The sequence below is a fragment of the Methanocella sp. MCL-LM genome (assembly GCF_049676595.1).
GTDB lineage: Archaea > Halobacteriota > Methanocellia > Methanocellales > Methanocellaceae > Methanocella_A.
In genome coordinates, this window is sequence record NZ_CP187259.1 from 3,493,097 (window position 1) to 3,511,452 (window position 18,356).

The following is an 18,356-nucleotide window of genomic DNA, read 5'->3' on the forward strand; positions in this document are numbered from 1 at the left end:
CAGTAAAGACTATACGTTTGTCTGTAAAAACGTTAGAAACGATAAAAAGCGAAATCAGTCATCTAAAGGCCATCGAAGAGATAAAAAAGTGGTAAAAAGCCAGCTTACGGAGCATAAATGAAAAATTTAAACGCTGAGAACACTCTTACTGACTCCGTCGCTGAAATTCGCAATGATCTCCACCTTCGACGCCAGGCTTAAACCCCTGATCTTCAGCTTCGACCCCGCTTCATAGCCGAGCCCGGCCGGCGGGTCAAGCCTTACGTTCAGCCTGCTCTCATCGGCAACGCTCTGGTTAGTCGCCTCCCTGCCATCGACCAGAATCGTAAACGGCTTGCCCTTATCCAGATACCTGGCACCCGGACTACCCACCAGCTCGACACTCAAAGTACTGTTGCCCCCACTTTCGTCTACTGTCGTGATAGCCACATAGTTAATCGAGGTAGGGTGGGGAATGATGCCCGCCCCGACACCTGCCACTGCAATCACCAAGGGAATTACCAAAACGACGAGCGTCAGAAGCCCCAGTATTTTCGCAGGAGAGCCGACATCTTTACCGAGCTTTCCCTGTTTATGATAGGCAGAGTAATATGCCGCTCCCGCTGCTACGGCCACGGCCGCCACAAACAAGAACAGCACCGCCAGCCAGGCATGGCCAACCACGGTATCAAGGTTCTGGGAGAAACTGTCAGTATATTCAGCCACACTGGACAGCATCAGGTACGGGGGCATAGAAGTATACAGTAAATCGAATATGCTGGCAGGATCCTGCATCAGCAGCACCAGCGGCAGGATAAGGAGTACAGCCATCGAACCCCCGGCAACAGCGCCGGAAATAAGCACATCGTTCTTCGTGTAGTTGAGGTTCAGGATCGACAGGACACCCGCCAGAGCCGCAAACACCAGGAAGATGGCCAGGCGCTGGAGGTCGAAGATGACGCTGCCCGTAGAGCCTGCATCAGGCAGGCCGGTCAGCGCGTCCCACAGGATAAACAAGATATTGGAAGCTATGACTGCAAACAGAGCGCACATAAGGCCGAGCATCACTGAAAGCAGTATCCTCAATAAGTGCATGAACGGCGTCTTCTTCGATGTCAAACGAACATACCTGCCTGGATAATAATTAGGCTATATCGTATAAAAATATGAGGCTTAAGTTTCAAGAAAAAGGGGGAATTGGCTGGATTGTTCTGGAATAATCCGCGCAATCCGGCCAGAGCTACAAAGTCCTTCGAATCATCGCTTACTTGGCCACAGCCACTTTCTCAAGGGCGGCGACCGTGGCTTCCAGCTTCTCCACCGGAATGCCTGCGATGAGCTCGTCATCTTCGATCTTCGCGTTCTTCCTCGAGCCGTTACAGCCGAAGGAGGCGCAGATCTCCCCGGTCAGGATGGGCTCGGCGACCGCGTCAGAGCAGACCGACTGGATGCCCGAGAAGTCGATGAAGTTGCGGCCCCCGCAACCGTAGATGTTCGCCTGCGCGATGCGCAGCAGCTGCTTTGGATTACCGATGATGACCACGACGTCCGGCTGGAAGGTCGCCTTCTCCAGCGGCGCATAAACAGTGGCGAAGTGCTGCTCGTCAAGCCGGGGAACCTCATCGACAGTACGCTTTGCCGCATTCTTCGTGCTGAACCGGCCCAGGCTGAAATAGAAGTCCCCGCTCTTGATGTTGGCCGGAGTATCCATTATGCCCAGCGCACTGGCGCCGCCGGCACAGGCGTGCTTCTCCTTCGGGGCGTAGAACACTTCCCCTGCCCTGGCCTTCTGCACCATCTCGCAGTGCCTCACTTTCTCGCCCAGCTCCGGCATGCCCGCCGGGACCTCTTCCTTAGTGCGGACCAGCTTGACAGCCACAGGCGAGCCCTTCAGGGCCAGAATGGACTTGAGCTTAGATGAAAGTTCCTCGTAAGTACTCATGATCAGACCTCTTAACTAGAAATTAACGGCGTGAAATCATATATGCTTTGTGAATTTGAGCACAGAGCACGATTGACACGAGAACCAAATAGCCCGGGCAATAACGAGCCACAGCGGCACGGCCCTTTATCCTGACAACTGGAGAGCAGAGGTTCTAACCACAGCGGCACGGCGACACAGAGACAAATCGAGAAACTATGGCAGGATAGTTATTTAAACCACGGCGGCACGGTTCCTTACCCTGACTACTGGGGATCTGCTGTTCTTACCACGGCGGCACGGCGGCACGGAGACAAATCGAGAAACTATGGCAGGATGGTTAGTTGAACCACGGCGGCACGGCGGCACGGAGACAAATCGAGAAACTATGGCAGGATGGTTAGTTGAACCACGGCGGCACTGCGACACAGAGACAACCCGTACCCGAATAACAAGGCCTTCTTTTTAGATCCACAGCGGCACGGCGGGCTGACAGCACGGAGACAAATAGGTTTTCCTTCCTTCATGTTATAGATGGAAAGCCTGGCTGAAACGATTGGACAGTAAGCTTATGGTTAATGCTCTGTCTTGGTGTCGCCGTGGACATAAAAAGACTTCACTTATACTGGTTCACCCCTGTCTTGGTGTCGCCGTGCCGCCGTGGTTATAGTTACCACTAGCTTGTCATGGATCTCCCTGTCTTTGTGTCGCCGTGCCGCCGTGGTTAGAACATCTGTTTTCCAGATGTCGAGATAAGGAGCCGTGCCGCCGTGGTTCTATTTACCACTGGCTTGTAGTGGATCGCACTGTCTTGGTGTCGCCGTGCCGCCGTGGTTCACACATCTGATTTCCAGCTGTCAGAATAAGGAGCCGTGCCGCCGTGGTGATAATCATAGCGCATGTTGTTGATATATTTTAACAATAGCGATAATCAGAACCACGATGACAACGTCTTCTGCTTGGTGGTCTCAGACACGGCCGTGGTCAGCCGCTCCAGCACTTTGTCCACCCGGTCGACCGAAAAGCTGTGCTCCTCGCACAGGAACTGCTTTATCTTCTCCGGCTCGGGCTTGCCCCACTTCACCTGGTAGTTATCCGTCACGTCCGGGTGCAGGAAGAACGCCTTGATGGCCTCCCAGTTCTCGATGCTCTGGCCGAGCTCGTCGAGGATGGCGGGCATGTTGTCGCCATGCTTCTTCACCAATTTGAGGGCGGTCTTGGGCCCGACCTTGAAGATGCCCGGGTTATAGTCGGTGCCCACGAGGATGGCCATGTCGATCAGCTCCTCCCGGGTGAGGCCGAGGGCTGCCAGCACTTCGGGCAGCTCGATGGTCTCCGGCTTGACGTCCATGTAGATGTTCTTCCGGGGCACCTTCCGCTTGCCGGTAATGGCGATGTTCCGGACTACCCGGGGCGCTCCGAACAGCAGAGAATCGTAATCCTGGGAGCCCACATAGTCTGCCGCTCCCTTAGAAACCATGTAAGCGGCCTGCGCCTCTCCCTCAGAGGGAGCGACGATGTAAGGGATGCCCATGTAGCCGAGCAGCACTTTTGCATCGTCGACGATCTGCCGGTTGATGCTGGTGGAGGCCTGCGCGTACTTGTAAGCCTCGGCGCTGCCCGATGCCTTCGCCGCCTCGTACATCTGCCTCGCCGCCTCCCGGACCTCGGCCCGGGCCTTGATCGTCTCGGCCTTGAACGACGGCGGCTTGCCATCGAACACGAAGACAGGCTTCACCCCCTCCTCGATCAGGTTAGTGACCCGGTAGATGATGCCGGACAGGTGAGACGTCACATTACCCCGGTCGTCCGCGAGCGGAGCCCCGTCCTGCTGGCGGATGATGCTCAAAAACTGGTACAGGGTATTATAGGCGTCGACAGCCACCGTGCGGTTATTTAATTCTTTCAGCTCGATCTCCCTCGGCTCCACCAGGTCGCCCAAATCGACTCCCATACAAAAATCACTCCATACCACAAATGCGCCTAATAATAATATCTGTTTTGCCGGCCTGACATCATGGTAAATTGAACCGCAAAGAAGCTAAGACGCAAAGTTACTTTTTGAACCGCAAAGACGCAAAGACGATTTTATAGTAGCTCCTTCGGAGCCGGATACGCATTAACCAGAAAGGCGCAGCTTAAGATTTAAAAAATCTTTGCGTCTTTGCTGCTTTGCGGTTCCAGTTCTTTGCGCCTTTGCGCCTTTGCGGTTATTACCTGCCCGACATGCATATGATATTATGCGACTGTACGGTGGTTCATGTTACCCCACAGTGTTGTTTGCGATCAAGGTTGACGGCCGTTTCAGCCCATTTTCAATGATTTAAATTATAATTTCAGTCAGTTATGGATTCAGAGCATTTTAACACCCTCTTTTGCAAATGTAAAGGCGATTTTGTGATATTTGCTTCAATTAAGCCCTCTGAACATCTTTTTCAACTGACAACGTTTATCAGACCTCGACGGGATGTGGTGATCGAAGGAAAAGGGAGTGTAGTTATGAGAATGGTATACAAAATATTTGCAGCGGCAATCGTGCTGCTCTCGGCAGCGCTGTTAGCCACCCCCGCTTACGCAATGCTGGGCTGCGGCCTGGGCGGATGCGGAATCGGCGCCGGAATCGGCGGATATGGTGGCATTGGAGCAGGACTTGGGGCAGGCGCCTGCGGCGCCGTGTCATACGGAGCACCTCAGGACTGCGTAGCGACCATCGCATGTAACATCCCGGTCACGACTCAGGTCCCGACGATTACGACCACCGTCGTGCCCAGGGAAGTACCAATCACGGTCCCGGTGCAGTCTTGCGTGCCGGTCCAGGTACCCAGGACTGTCGTCGTACCCGAGACGGTAAATGTCCCGGTTACAACCTGCGCTCAGTCCTCGACCACCGTTCCGGTGACGGTACCCGTCCAGACCTCGGTGCCCGTCTGCACTAAGGTTCCGCAGGTATACACCGTGCCCCTCGGCTGCGCAGACGTCGGAGCCGCAGGACCGGTGCCCGCTCCGGCCCCGGCAGCAGCTAACATCTGCCCGCCCACAGGAATAGCACCCGGCATGGCCGGCATGGGCCTCGGCGCAGGCCAGCTCGGCAGCCAGATGCCCGCCGGCGCAATGGGCACCGGCATGACCGGCGCACAGGGCATGCAGAGCGCAACTATGCCCCAGCAGCAGGCAGCCCAGCAGCCTATGGCTCAGCAGCAGACGGCTCCTGCCAGGTAAACTGCAAGTAAACAACTAAAGTGGTTGGGAAACCCTCCGAACGACAGAACAAGCAAATGAGCCGGCTATGCAGCCGGCTCTAACACTCATACTCATTATCCTGAAATATTGCCGGCAGACTGGAAAAGCTCGGTATGACTATGGCCGCTATTTGTAAGGGTAGCGTCTCACACCGCCGCACTTGAGGCAGGTGATGACGACGTTGTGGCCGTCGGCCCGGATTCGGGCGTTGGAGCCGGGGCGGAGGTACGAGTAGCAGTCTTTGCAGATGCTCCTCTTCAGCTCCCGGGGGATGCTTACCCGGTGGCGCATGCTGATCCGGCGGGCGATGTCGACGTAGCGGTCGGCAAGGTCGGGCCTGCCGGTGTAGGCCTCTGCGGCCATCGCGAACAGCCGCTCGATGCGATGGTTGGCGAGGTCCACGTTGAACGATCGCTGGTCTCGTCCTTTTTTACCTTTCATCTGATCAGGCATATCGGCCGGGGCAAGAGAAATAGTTACCGGAAAGCTACTATCGAGGTTGTTTCCGGAATGCAATTTCAAAACTGTCAGAAAAACGATATAGTCAGGCAAAGGGTAGATATGATCGGGTAATTGCAGTTGAGCGATCGTAGCAATATTCGGAATGTCAAAAGGTTCAACTTGTTTTTATTCTTCCTGATAGCGGTCACGATCGCCGTACCGATAGGCATTGTAGGGATTCTCGCCTACTTTGTCATGGCCGGCAGCCAGCCGGTCTACGATATCATCGTGTGCCTGGTCCTGTTCTGCATCGCCATACCGCTCACTATCTTCCAGTACTACCACCAGAGAAACCCCCTGGTAAAAAAAGTGCTGCTGGGCATCCTGATCACGCTGCTCACGTGGACCACAGCGCTGATCCTGACCGAGGTCCTGAAAAGCTGGAATATGACAGAGCTGGCTACAGCCTCAGGCAACCTGATCAACCTGGGGTATATCCCGCTCTTAGCCATGCTACTATCGGTACTCAAGCAGCCTGGCAGCAGGCGTTACGACCCTGCCATCGGCAGGTTTATCATCTTCTTCGCGGCGACGACCATCCTGATCATTTGCCTGGCCTCAGCATACCTCGCGGTGGAGAGAGGGACTATCTCGGCGGATGCGCTGCTGGGCACCATTATCCTCGGGCTGGACGTGATCATAATGGCCTCAGCTGCCTTGCTGGTTCTGAGCTACATGCCGACCGGATACCGGTATATCTTTACCGTCATCATCCTGGTAGGCATTCTCTGCTTCACCGCCGACGGCATGTTGCTGATCACCACGCTGGGCCTGGCAGACTTCACCCAGATATACCAGTATAGTTACGGAGCCCTGATACTGATAGGTACGATGGCCATGATCGGGCTCTCGCTGGTGAATATCACCCCGACCACAGTGGAGGAAGTAGACAAAAAGCTGTCCGACACCCGCATGCAGATGGAGGACATCGTGATGCAGTCCCCGGATGCCACGGCCCTGTTCAACAAAGACGGGGATGTGATCATGGCTAACGGCCAGCTGCACCACATGTTCTATATCCCTGACGGAGGAGCGCTGGAGTTCAACCTCTTCGATCACGTCTGCAAGATCAGGCCTGACCTGAAGGAGCAGATGTCGAGCGTCAGGAACGGCCAAACTGTAGCCTGGGAGGACCTTCCCATCCACTTACCAGGACAGAGTAGCAGACAGCTGTACCTGTCGATCAGGATTTTTCCCACCTTTACCGCCGAAGGCAAGATTTCCGGGTACGTGGCCATCGCCCAGGACACCACAGACCGCAGGCTGGCTGAAGAGGCCCTGAGAAGGTCCAACGAAGAACTCGAGATGAGGGTCAAAGAGCGCACGTCCCTGCTGGAGCAGACGAACGAAGCCCTGCAGCGGGAGATCGAGGCGAGGATGGCCGACGAGAAGCAGATCAAGGAATCCCTTAACGAAAAGGAAGTGCTTTTAAAAGAGATCCACCACCGGGTCAAGAATAACCTGCAGATCGTGTCCAGCATGCTCAGCCTGCAATCCTCGACGGTAAGAGACCCCGCGATAGTGGCCATGAACCTGGACAGCCAGAGCAGGATCAGGTCAATGGCCCTCATCCACGAAAAGCTCTACCAGACCAGAAACCTCTCCCGCATCGACTTCGGGGAATACGCCAAAAGCCTCGTCCAGTTCATCCAGGGCTCCTACAACGCCCGGCACATCAGCATCACGATCGAAATCGAGAACATATGGCTGGACATCGACAAAGCCATCCCCTGCGGCCTCATCATCAACGAGCTGTTCTCTAACTGCCTCAAGCACGCATTCACCGGCAGAGACCACGGAGAAGTATACATCAGCATGCGCGAGGAAGGAGACCGTTACGTGCTGACGGTGAGGGACGACGGCCCCGGAATGAAGCCCGGCCTGGACCTTTCGACGTCTACCAGCCTCGGGCTGAGCCTGGTCAGCGCACTGGCGGGCCAGCTGGAAGGCGAACTCTTGATCACCTGCAGGAACGGGGCCGAGTTCACTATACGGTTCCCGGCAGGCACGCACGGGAAAAATCCGGCACCTGCCCGCGACTCGAACGTCCCCGTATAGAGACGAGGATACTCGCCGCTGGAGCTAAGAGCGCCAGGACAAATCACAGAGAATTGTTTTAGAGAAAGGTTTCACCTATACGCCATGGGCCGGAGTTGCCGCGAACGGGGATGCACGGTCTGACTATCAGCACCAGTAATGTGATTATCATTGAGCCGTTTCCCTGCGGTTCGTCGCGTCCATGGCTGTATAGGTTTAGGTGGGTATTGAGGTGGGTATTGAGGTGGGTGTTGAGGTGGGTGTTGAGGTGGGTGTTGGAGATGGATTAGTGTAGCTGTAGACTTCCGATGAGGAAGAACCTAACTACAGGCCTCCACCTGTGCAGCAGTCGTCTGCGCTGGGCGCAGTCTCGTGCTACAAACGATATCAATGTAACGGGACTATATCAAATCTTTTGCTAATCCGTTGCGAAAATAATCGGCGCCGGAAAAAATAGTAGTGGCATTTCAAAAGTAAACCGCGTATTCGGCGAAACTGCCTCCGCTTATGCCGGTATTTGTCGCCCGCCTAAAGTCTGCCCAGCATGCGAACATGCTGGCAGCATGCGAACATGCTGGCAGCATGCGAACATGCTGGCAGCATGCGAACATGCTGGCAGCATGGATATTCGAAATGTTCCTGCTGGCTAATAAGCAGAGGGAACCTCATACCACTGGAGCCCCGGGAAATACCCGGGGAACATCAGCGGCAGTAGCTCCAGGAGCCTCATGATCACCTGTTGCCACCCTTGCTCGTACGGAGCAAGCTGGAACGCGGGAACATCCGGTGACCTGGGGCCGGATACCGGCGGCATCACCACCGGCTGCGAGGTCGGCACAGGCTGAGGGGTGGTGATGGGCGTAGCATTGCCGGACGGGCTCACGTTAAACCATGACCCCGCCCCGCTTCCAGGAAAGCTTACCGGCGATTCGCCCGAAAACCGGGTACCACCAGCGCCGCTCTCACCGGCCCCGCCAGCTTGCGGCTGCTCCGGTGGCATAACATCTGCGGGATAAGGACTTTGCAGGTCCTGCTGCGGGGTAAGCCCCGATATTTGTCCCGATGCAGGCTCATACGGAACTTGCATACGATCCTCCGGGACCATAGCCGGAGGTGGCATCTCGGCCGGGCTACCATATACAGGCATTGGAGAAACGGCAGGCGTCACTGCGACAGATGACCTTCCACCGCCCCCGCCTGCACCGCCAGAGTAGCCGGTAGTACTGCTCGTCGCGTTAGACTCCGGTTTGAAGGCGGTCATGAACCCCGACACCAGCGCTGCCACGACCCCTATGATGATAACGGCAGCCAGAGCTGCCACACCCAGTTTGATCAGGTTCCCCTTCACAAAAATCAATTAGATCATTCGGGAACTGTGGAAATAAACGTAATCCGCCTTTTTGAGCGTGGCTATGCATATACGCTAAGGCTTGCATTTCTGATTGCTCATGTGGCGTGAGACAGCAATACGAACGCTGCGCTGTGCCAGATCACAGATTCCGACAGATTGCACGGATTGCACAGATAACTGCTGGATAAATCGTAACCATTTCTCGTCTTATAGAGCCATATCTGTGCAATCTGTGGCATCTGTAACAATCTGTGATTCTGGCACAGCGCAGCGTTAGTCCACGTTCACGGGCACAGAGACAACCAGTATACCTGTACCCCGGAAATGGTGGCCGGCCTTTGCAGCTTTTCATAAAACTATATCTCTGGCCGGATATGCCAAAGTTTATAACCATGCAACCAGCATAAAGCATGCCGAAAGAGCCCGATTTCTACTCATTATTCAGGCCTATGGAGTGAACCAAGCGTGAAAGAAGAGATGACCAGCGTCGACGTGTACGCCGTGGTCAAAGAATTACAGTTTCTAGTAGACGCCAAGCTGGAGAAGGCGTACCAGACCTCTGCGGACGAGATCCGCCTGAGGCTGCAGGAGTTCAAGACCGGCAAGTACGACCTGATCGCCGAAGCCGGCAAGCGTTTACACATATCGGCCAACGCGCCGGAGTCCCCCAAGCTGCCGCCAGCCTTTGCCATGATCCTGCGGAAGTATACCATGGGAGGCAGGATTACTGCGATCCGGCAGCATGGCTTCGACCGCATCGTCGAGATCGAGACGGTGAGGGCAGGCGAGGGCAACATCCTCGTAGTGGAGATGTTCGCCCGGGGTAACATCATCCTCGGGGACTCGGAGCGCAAGATCATCATGCCCCTGAAATCCCTCAAAATGAAAGACAGGGACGTGGTCAGGGGAGAGCGGTACGAGTACCCGCCCCCGCAGCTGAGCCCGCTGGGCCTGACAGCGGACGAGTTAGCGAGGCTGTTCAAAGCCTCCGACAAAGACGTGGTACGCACCCTTGCCACCCAGACAAGCATAGGGGGCATGTATGCCGAGGAGGCCTGCCTCGCCGCCGGCATCGACAAGAGCCGGGAAGCGAAAGCCCTGATGGACAGCGAAATCCAGGTGATCCTCCGGGGCATAGAGCAGGTGTTCGCACCCCTCATCGCGGGCACCCTGAAACCGCACATCGTCCGCAAAGACGGCAAAGACATCGACGTCATCCCCATCGAGCTGAAGCGCTACGACGGCGACGGCTACGAAAAAGTCTACTTCGAGACGTTCAACAAAGCGCTGGACGCCTTCTTCGGGGCCAGAATCGCTAAAGAAGTGAAAGCCGCGGTAGTCGAGAAGAAGACCGAGAAGCTGGGCATGTTCGAGCGCCGCCTCAGGCAGCAGCAGGACGCCATCGCCAAATTCGAGAAAGAAGAGAAAGAGAACGCCCTGAAAGGCGAAGTCATCTACGCCGAGTACCAGAGAGTCGAGGAGATCATCAAAGTCATCAAGGGCGCCCGGGACAAGGGCTACTCCTGGGACGACATCAGAAAGATCCTGAAAGAGGCGAAGAAAGCCGGAAATCCGGCGGCCTCTGCGATCCAGGCCATCGACTCCGCTACAGGCCTGATAACGGTAGTGCTGCCTGAGGCCACAGTGAACGTCGACGTGAAGCTGACCGTGCCCCAGAACGCCCAGGCTTACTACGACAAGGTCAAGAAGGTCCAGTCCAAGAAGGACGGAGCCCTGAAGGCCATCGAGGAGACGAAGAAGGCCATGGCCAAGGCACAGCCGAAGGTGGCCGAACCGGGTAAGCCAGTCCAGAAGAAGGTGTCGGCGAAGCCCAGAAAGCCGAAGTGGTACGACCGGTTCAGGTGGTTCTTCACCTCCGACGGCTTCTTAGTCGTGGCAGGCAGGGACGCTGACACCAACGAGGAGGTCGTCAAGAAGTACATGGAAAAAAACGACGTGTTCTTCCACGCCCAGGCTCACGGCGCCCCCATCACGGTCGTCAAAACCTCAGGAAAGCCGGTCTCGCCTCAGGCGCTGGCGGAAACGGCCCAGTTCGCAGTAGCTTACTCTTCCGTCTGGAAGGCCGGCCAGTTCTCCGGAGACTGCTACTGGGTCAAGCCCGAGCAGGTGAGCAAGACCCCGGAGCCCGGCGAATACGTGGCCAAGGGAGCCTTTATAGTCAGGGGCGAGAGAAACTACGTCAAGGACGTGCAGGTCCGGGCCGCCGTCGGCATCAGGTTCGACGAGCAGGGCTGCTACGTCATCGGCGGACCGGTCGAGTCGGTCAAGGCAAGAGCAAAATATCACGTGATCATCGAGCCGGGAGACTTTAACCAGGGCGACGCGGCCAAGAAGATCTACCGCCACCTGCTGGACCACTCCAGCGAAGCCGACAGCAAAGCCATCCGCCAGGCTGCATCCCCGGATAAGATCATGATGTTCATGCCCCCGGGGGAAACAAGAATCTCAAGTCAATAACCGATGGAGCCTTCGGCTCGGAGACATCGGACTACGAGAAAACAAAAACCGGAAATCGTTAAAAAGATCTAAATATCCATACAAAAGGACTGCGCCATGAAGGTCACAAAAGAAGAGTATAGGGGCGACTACGGCGAAATCTCGCTGCAGCCCGAGTCGTTAGACGATCTGTGGCATTTAAAATATATAGTAGAGCCCGGCGACACCGTCTTCGCCATGACCTTCAGAGCCGTAGACTCCGTGTCGGACAAGATCCGCCCCGACAAAGTCGAGAAGAAGCTGGTGCGGCTGGGCATCAAAGTCGAGTCCACCGAGTTCCACAAATTTTCTAACAGGCTCAGGATTAAGGGCACCATCCTGTCCGACCTCGATGCCGGCGCTTATCATACGCTAAACATCGAGCCTTACTCCGAACTATCGATAGCCAAGAGATGGAAGTCCGACCAGATCGAGCGCATCCGGGACGCCATCGAGGCCTCGAAGCGCCCCGAGATCGAGATCGTCACCATCGAGGAAGGCGAGGCTGCCATCGGCTACCTCCGCCAGTACGGCATCGAAGAGGTTTCCCGCATCCGCCAGGCCTCCTCCGGCAAAAGGGGAGGCGTCGACGGAAAGGCCGTCGACGGCAGGGGAGAGTTCTTCGGCGAAGTCGCCGCGCAGCTGAAGTACGCGGACAAAGTCCAGACCATCGTCGTTGCAGGCCCGGGCTTCATCAAAGACGACTTCGTCAAGTTCCTGAGAGTCAATTACCCGGCCATCGCCCAGAAAGTCGTCGTCGAAGACACGTCTTCGATCGGCTCCTCCGGCTTCCAGGAAGTGCTGAGGCGAGGCGCCATCCAGCGCGTCGCCGAGGAAAACCGCATCACCAGAGAAGCCCAGCTCATCGAGGCCCTCCTGTCCGAAATAGCGAAGGACGGCAAAGCCACCTACGGCTTCAAAGAGACTAAAAAAGCCGTCGACTACGGCGCCGTCGAAACACTGCTGATAGCGGACGAGACGCTGCGAGGCCTGAGAGAAAAGGGCGCCGGCGACATCGAATCCTTAATGAGGGACGTCGAGCACGCCCGGGGCAAAGTCGTCGTCTTCTCCACCGAGTTCGAACCCGGCCAGCGGCTGGAGAAACTAGGCGGGGTTGCGTCCATACTCAGGTTCCCCATCGGCGCCGACTGAGCCGGCTCCCTTTTGAACCATGGCGGCACGGCTCCTTATCCTGACTACTAAAGAGCAGATGTTCTAACCACGGCGGCACGGCGGCACGGCGACAACTGCGAGTAACAATGGCTGTATGGTTATTTGAACCACGGCGGCACGGCGGCACGGAAACAACCCGTACACGAATAGCAAGGCATTCTTTTTTTGATCCACGGCGACACGGCGGGCTGACAGCACGGAGACAATCCCTTCCATTGTTACCAAGCTTGAGAAAACAGGAATCACTATAGAAAGTAGTTTACCGGTCATGTGATCATAATGATATACTGTAACAACTGAAACACCTGGCTAGCAAACCGTTATTGGTTAATGCGCTGTCTCCGTGTCGCCGTGGACTAAAAAGAAGTACTCTGTTACGGCATCGCATTGTCTCCGTGCCGCCGTGCCGCCGTGGTTCCATTCTCCGTTCTGTTGTACTGGTATGTACTGTCTCTGTGCCGCCGTGCCGCCGTGGTTCCATTCTCCGTTCTGTTGTACTGGTATGTACTGTCTCTGTGCCGCCGTGCCGCCGTGGTTCCATTCTCCGTTCTGTTGTACTGGTATGTACTGTCTCTGTGCCGCCGTGGTTCCATTCTCCGTTCTGTTGTACTGGTATGTACTGTCTCTGTGCCGCCGTGCCGCCGTGGTTGAAGTCACCGAACTTTCGTTGCAGGTTTATGCAGGCTATTTTATTGGGAATGCCTTTAAAACATGGTAAGTCGACTCTATTTAGTATGGGCCTCGGCAGGGAGATTGCAGACATTTTCAGTAAGGACTGGAACCTGTTTCTCGCGACCAACGCCCTCTTCTTCGGTGCCATAGGGATAGGAGCTCTCATTGCGTTTTTCCTGCCGGAGACGCAGGCGGCGGTGCTGGCGGTATTTGCGCTGGAGCTGAAGAGCGGGACGCTGTCGCCGGTGAGCCAGGCGTACGGGACTGGCAGCATCCTGAAGGCCGCCTGGATGACGTTTGCCAATAACCTGATGTACGGGACCCTTCAGAGCCTCACCCTGCCATCGTTCCTGTTTCCGCCGTACGCACTGCTCATGGGGTGCCTGCGCTCGCTGACGTGGGGCATCGCCTTCATCATACCCCAGGGAAAGATGACGTTGCGAGTGATATTGCCGCATCTGCTGACGCTGCTGATCGAGGGCGAGGCGTACGTGATCGCCATCTTCGGGTGCCTCCGTCAGGCTGAGGGACTGCTCTGGCCTGCCCGGCTGGGCGAGTCTTCGAGGATCGGAGGGTACCTGCATGCGGTGAGGGACAATATCAGGCTGCTTATCCTGGTGACGGTCATCCTCGTAGTGGGCGCGCTGTACGAGGCATTTGAGCTGCTGTATATTGCCGGTTTGTACAAATCCTGACACCCGGTGAGAAAAGAGATATATAAATGCGCACGTTCATATTATCAACCATCAGGTTAGTGATACCGTGCTGAAGGACGGCGTACTGAGAAAGGCCAGAAAGATTTGCAGGCTGCCTGCGATCGATAAGGATCACATTGTCAGGAAGGGCAAAGACCTGATATCGGTGCACCCCGAGACGATCAACAATCTCCGGCAGAGTATCCGCCTGCCTGAGATCACCACGGACATGATCGTCGACAAGAGCAGGCACCTGATCAGCCAGAGCAGCTACTACGAGGCGCTTTTCTACAACAAGATCTCTAACTATTCTATCCCGAGCATCTCGGCGATGTACGCCAACAGCAAGTTCAAGACCGCGATCTACAAAACATCCGAAGAATCGCCGTGCCTGGACGAGATCTTCTACAAGTACGAGAATTTAATCCCGTACGGCAAAGAGTACTGGTTCGCCATCTTCACCTCGGTCGACGGCAAGAAGCCCATGCAGCTCGTCTCCTGCTTCGGCCGCCGCAACTCGAGAAGGTCAGTGATCGACGACGTCGAGGTCAGCGGCCTGAATCCGGAGGGCAACGAGCTCAACACCGTGGTCGGGGTCTGGTGCTTCGACGGTAAAAGAAAGGTGTACGCCAACACCGTCGAATCTAAGACGGTCGCAGGCAAAGAATCCATCACCTCGGCCGGTAACGGCCTGAGCATGACCATGTCAGGCACCGTACCAGAGTACCGGGTGACGATCGACAGCAAGGAGATCACCTGCGACTTCAAACTGACCAGGCCTTCGTCCGGGTACGATGTGGAAGTCCTGAACGAGCTCAAGATGGGCCTGAACTACCAGGTCTACAACCTCTACTACGACTTCGAAGGCACGTTAAACGGTAAGGAGCACCGCGGGCGGTGTTACCTGCAGAAGGTCATCCTGTCCACTCCGATGCCTTCGTGGAACTGGTGCCGCATTATTTTTAAAGACGGCTCGTTTCTGGTGTTTTTCAAACCCTACATCGGCAGCAAAGAGCTAAACTACGTATTACGGAACAGGGGCTGGTTCTACTCCGCCAGACACGATAAGATCATCTGGTTCAACAACATCGACGTGTACTACGATAAGAAGCAGGTGAACTGGCGGTTCAAGTGTAATACGGAAAGCTGCTCGTTCGACATCTCTGTAAGAGCTTATGCTGACCACTGCCCGACTTTCAGAGGCGCGGGAGCGTTCGATTACCACGAGTTCATGGTCAGCGTTCGAAAGTTTAAGTTTGTGTCCGGGGACGTCGACGTCTCGCTCAAAGATACAGGTGCTGGCGCTGGGATGGTAGAGGATGGCAGAGGCATCTGGATATAATTGTATCTGGATCAGCAAACAAAACATTTTTCGCTCACAGTAGCGGGTCGACGTCCGACCTGATGGTCGGCCTACTACGGTTTTTCGGGTGCTCCGCCGTCATGGCCGGGCTCGCACCCTCGCAATGAAAACCCGGCCGGCGCTACGCCGCCGCCGGTTTACAGTGCTTCGCAAGCCCTAAGCGACACCGCCTTCGGCGGGTGTCCATTGCCCTGCCGCCTCCGCATCCTGCCTGATGGCAGGACAAGCCCGAAAAACCTCCGTCGACCGCTGTGATTTATAGCCCTTGCACCCTAACTCGTACAAAAGTTTTAATATCTACGTGCACTAGTGTTCACGCTGACAACAATAGTTGTCAGCATCATTTTTGGACTCGTGGGGTAGCCAGGATATCCTACCGGGCTTCGGACCCGGCGACCCGCGTTCAAATCGCGGCGAGTCCGCTATTAGTTTTATGCGGTGTCGAGGAACCTTATCCAAAAAAGGTTCCTTGGTACAGTTATTCTTGAAACTTTTTTATTCGGTTAACGTCGTGTCCGTCGTGTACGTTGTGTACGTCGTGTTAACCATTCCAGACTGTCCGAAAAGTTCCAGAAATGACTAGGCACGCTGTTCACTACCAGGGCTAAGCATCAGGCGCCCCAAGAACGCTCTTTTCCTATAAATGCCGGGATTCCGCGGCCAACCTATTTCTCAGTAACAACTAAATCCTCTTACAGGTAGCCCATGCCTCGTCGTCGTAAGGACTATATCGATCAAAAAGTGATTGCAGCCCTTTCTTCGTCGACTGCTGGAGACGGCGCTACTGTACAGTATGCCAGCGAGCTCAACACCGTGCTCAGGCTGGGCTGGTCGGTGATCGACAGCAACCTCAGGCTCGGACCGTACAGCCCGTCGACCATAGCCGATATCCACACACATTACAGCAGAATTTTCGACTTCCGTTCGCCAGGCTCCATTCCCCTCAACCTTCGCAGCCCGGTCGATCCGGCAGCATACGATCTCCTGGGCCGGGCTTACGAGCAGTGCCTTCACGCCACCGGGGCCCGAAAGACTTCGGGAGAATACTACAGCCACCCGGAAATTGTCAGGTACATGGTGGACTCGCTGGACCTGGAAAACGATCCCGGGCTGGCCCGCCGGAGGTTCGTCGACATCGCCTGTGGCACCGGGATATTCCTCACCGCTGCGCTGAAAAGGACGATCATGGTACTGCAATCCCATGGTGTTCCGGCTGCGGAAATCGTCGAGTGGGTGCCAGCCTGTTTTTACGGCCTCGACCTCAATCCGATCGCCTGCATGATCGCGAGAATTAACCTCTATCTCACTCTGCTGAACGAGCTCGGCCCCGGAGCGATGGTAGAGGCGGACAGCATCGGACTGAAGATCCTGGAAGCGGACGCCATCGAGAACAGGGCCGGCCTTTCCGACGCTGCCACTCTGGCCATCAAGCACAGGTCCGGGGGTTTTCGGAACGGCTTCGACTATATTTTAGGTAATCCGCCTTACCTGGAAGCCAAGCAGATGTCCCGGGAGCTGAAGGAGCAGTGCAAGGCCAACTTTCCAGAGCTGGAGGGCGCTTTCGACCTGTATATGGCCTTTCTTAGCCAGTGTAACAGGCTCGTTTCCAGGGACGGCAAGGTCCACCTGATCCTGCCGGATAAGTTCACCGTGGCCAGGTATTCTGAAAGTTTCAGAAGGCGCATCCTGGATCATATGACCCTGCTGGAAGTTGCCGATCTCTCGGGCATGGACGTGTTCAGCAGGGCCAGAATTTACCCGGTGCTGTTGTATTACCAGAACACGCCTCCGGAGGGAGAGCACCGGGTCCATACGAGAATTGCGACTAATAGCCAGGCGGGCGATCTATTCAGCGGCCAGGTACCAGTACATGTCCCCCAGGCTTTGTACAAAGAGGTCGGCGACAGGTCCGCCATATTCTGCATGCCCCCGGGAAACGGCTTCGTCGAGGCCTTCCGGCTCATCTTCAAAAATGGCGTGCCCATGGGCAATTACCTGCACTTCAGGTCGGCGATCACCTTCCACAAAAAAGGCCTGAGAGAACAGTTCGTCCGAAAGGCCTTCGAAGACCCCGCAGATGCCTCCAGGATTTTCAAGTACCTCGGAGGCCGAAGCTACACGAGGAAGAACGAGGTGGAGCTGCTCGGCTTCGACTGGCAGGGCTACTACATCGATTACGATCAGGCAGCGCTCAAGCACCTCAAAAATAAACTGCCTGCCCTCGACGTTTTCGCCCGGGAGAAGATCGTCTTCTGCCAGCATGCCCGGCGCATCATTGCCGCATACGACGGCGCCGGAGAATACGTCTGCAAGGACGTCTACCCCATCGCACTAACCGGGCCGAAGCTGGGCAGATCTCCTTTTTCGCTCAGGTATTTCGCCGGCCTGCTCAACTCTGAGCTGATGTCTTTTGTCTACAACACGCTATACCGTGGAATCCAGATCAAGGGCGGCTACTACCACTACCTGCCCACGTGGATCGAGGCCCTACCGGTTATGGCTCCGGAAAGCGAGGACATCACCCATATAGAGGAAATTGTCGCCCGGGCAGGAGAGGAGCAAAGATGGGAGAGAAGAGCAGAGAGGATGGAAGCCGTGGACGAAATCGTATACCGCACCTATGGCATTACCCCATCGCAGCAGGCGGCAATCAAAAAACTAGTCCCGCCCTGGCCTGGAAAAAGTATAGGTGATCTGGAGGGGATAAATGTATGATGTTCTTATTCGCCGGCGACATCGTCAACTTCTTATCGAGCAATCCTTTCTGCTGCGTTGTCGTCTTCGCGCCCGGGCTACTGGTGCCTATCTACAAGTGGCTTAAGTCGCGGCTGAAGAGATAAGTTCCGAATAACCATCGCTGCGCTGTGCTGGCGTCACAGTGCTATGTTGTATACTTCTTATCTTCATGTTCGCCTTTTGAACGCCTGC

Annotated in this window: 13 protein-coding genes and 1 tRNA gene; 9 read left to right on the forward strand and 5 right to left on the reverse strand. The window is 55.7% G+C overall.

Annotation, left to right across the window (positions count from 1 at the left end):
• Positions 1-126: 126 nt before the first annotated feature.
• The 3 genes from ACPLPM_RS17590 to fen all read right to left on the reverse strand — a co-directional run bounded on the left by ACPLPM_RS17590 (position 127) and on the right by fen (position 3,854).
• Entirely contained in the window at positions 127-1,098 is a 972-nt protein-coding gene (locus ACPLPM_RS17590) for a hypothetical protein (protein ID WP_424358074.1), read from the reverse strand.
• A 145-nt stretch (positions 1,099-1,243) separates the two neighbouring features.
• Positions 1,244-1,921 (reverse strand): DUF169 domain-containing protein, encoded by a 678-nt coding sequence (locus ACPLPM_RS17595; protein WP_424358075.1) that lies wholly within the window; start codon positions 1,919-1,921, stop codon positions 1,244-1,246.
• Between the two features lie 910 nt (positions 1,922-2,831).
• Entirely contained in the window at positions 2,832-3,854 is a 1,023-nt protein-coding gene (gene fen, locus ACPLPM_RS17600; RefSeq protein ID WP_424358076.1) for a flap endonuclease-1, read from the reverse strand.
• Between the two features lie 545 nt (positions 3,855-4,399).
• Here fen and ACPLPM_RS17605 point away from each other — a divergent pair.
• Entirely contained in the window at positions 4,400-5,119 is a 720-nt protein-coding gene (locus tag ACPLPM_RS17605; RefSeq protein WP_424358077.1) for a hypothetical protein, read from the forward strand.
• 147 nt (positions 5,120-5,266) lie between these two features.
• On the opposite strand, the gene ACPLPM_RS17610 is transcribed toward ACPLPM_RS17605, so the two are convergent.
• A complete protein-coding gene (locus ACPLPM_RS17610; RefSeq protein ID WP_424358078.1) occupies positions 5,267-5,581 on the reverse strand; it encodes a ribonuclease P protein component 4 in 315 nt (104 codons plus the stop codon).
• 138 nt (positions 5,582-5,719) lie between these two features.
• On the opposite strand from ACPLPM_RS17610, the gene ACPLPM_RS17615 reads away from it, so the two are divergent.
• Entirely contained in the window at positions 5,720-7,699 is a 1,980-nt protein-coding gene (locus ACPLPM_RS17615; RefSeq protein WP_424358079.1) for a histidine kinase dimerization/phosphoacceptor domain -containing protein, read from the forward strand.
• Positions 7,700-8,324: 625 nt separating this feature from the next.
• Here ACPLPM_RS17615 and ACPLPM_RS17620 read toward each other — a convergent pair.
• On the reverse strand, positions 8,325-9,035 hold the full coding sequence (locus ACPLPM_RS17620; RefSeq protein ID WP_424358080.1) for a hypothetical protein: 711 nt from the start codon (positions 9,033-9,035) through the stop codon (positions 8,325-8,327).
• 459 nt (positions 9,036-9,494) lie between these two features.
• On the opposite strand from ACPLPM_RS17620, the gene rqcH reads away from it, so the two are divergent.
• From rqcH to ACPLPM_RS17655, 7 genes are all read left to right on the forward strand, one after another.
• Complete coding sequence (gene rqcH / locus ACPLPM_RS17625) at positions 9,495-11,507, forward strand: ribosome rescue protein RqcH (RefSeq protein ID WP_424358081.1); 2,013 nt, start codon at positions 9,495-9,497, stop codon at positions 11,505-11,507.
• A 96-nt stretch (positions 11,508-11,603) separates the two neighbouring features.
• The gene (locus ACPLPM_RS17630; protein ID WP_424358082.1) at positions 11,604-12,677 is read left to right on the forward strand and encodes an mRNA surveillance protein pelota; all 1,074 of its coding nucleotides are present in this window, start codon (positions 11,604-11,606) and stop codon (positions 12,675-12,677) included.
• Positions 12,678-13,432: 755 nt separating this feature from the next.
• A complete protein-coding gene (locus ACPLPM_RS17635) occupies positions 13,433-14,065 on the forward strand; it encodes a hypothetical protein (RefSeq protein ID WP_424358083.1) in 633 nt (210 codons plus the stop codon).
• A gap of 67 nt (positions 14,066-14,132) precedes the next feature.
• Complete coding sequence (locus tag ACPLPM_RS17640) at positions 14,133-15,407, forward strand: hypothetical protein (protein ID WP_424358084.1); 1,275 nt, start codon at positions 14,133-14,135, stop codon at positions 15,405-15,407.
• 369 nt (positions 15,408-15,776) lie between these two features.
• A tRNA-Arg gene (locus tag ACPLPM_RS17645) sits at positions 15,777-15,850 on the forward strand.
• A gap of 283 nt (positions 15,851-16,133) precedes the next feature.
• Positions 16,134-18,143, forward strand: coding sequence for an Eco57I restriction-modification methylase domain-containing protein (locus ACPLPM_RS17650; RefSeq protein WP_424358085.1), 2,010 nt, complete (start codon positions 16,134-16,136; stop codon positions 18,141-18,143).
• On the forward strand, positions 18,140-18,268 hold the full coding sequence (locus ACPLPM_RS17655; RefSeq protein ID WP_424358086.1) for a hypothetical protein: 129 nt from the start codon (positions 18,140-18,142) through the stop codon (positions 18,266-18,268). The genes ACPLPM_RS17650 and ACPLPM_RS17655 overlap by 4 nt, the downstream gene beginning before the upstream one ends.
• Positions 18,269-18,356 lie beyond the last annotated feature (88 nt).

Coding starts and splice junctions, on each gene's coding strand:
- ACPLPM_RS17605 (WP_424358077.1), top strand. CDS start 4,400: ATGAGAATGGTATACAAAATATTTGCAGCGGCAATCGTGCTGCTCTCG.
- fen (WP_424358076.1), bottom strand. CDS start 3,854: ATGGGAGTCGATTTGGGCGACCTGGTGGAGCCGAGGGAGATCGAGCTG.
- ACPLPM_RS17635 (WP_424358083.1), top strand. CDS start 13,433: ATGGGCCTCGGCAGGGAGATTGCAGACATTTTCAGTAAGGACTGGAAC.
- ACPLPM_RS17650 (WP_424358085.1), top strand. CDS start 16,134: ATGCCTCGTCGTCGTAAGGACTATATCGATCAAAAAGTGATTGCAGCC.
- ACPLPM_RS17655 (WP_424358086.1), top strand. CDS start 18,140: ATGATGTTCTTATTCGCCGGCGACATCGTCAACTTCTTATCGAGCAAT.
- ACPLPM_RS17610 (WP_424358078.1), bottom strand. CDS start 5,581: ATGAAAGGTAAAAAAGGACGAGACCAGCGATCGTTCAACGTGGACCTC.
- ACPLPM_RS17595 (WP_424358075.1), bottom strand. CDS start 1,921: ATGAGTACTTACGAGGAACTTTCATCTAAGCTCAAGTCCATTCTGGCC.
- ACPLPM_RS17630 (WP_424358082.1), top strand. CDS start 11,604: ATGAAGGTCACAAAAGAAGAGTATAGGGGCGACTACGGCGAAATCTCG.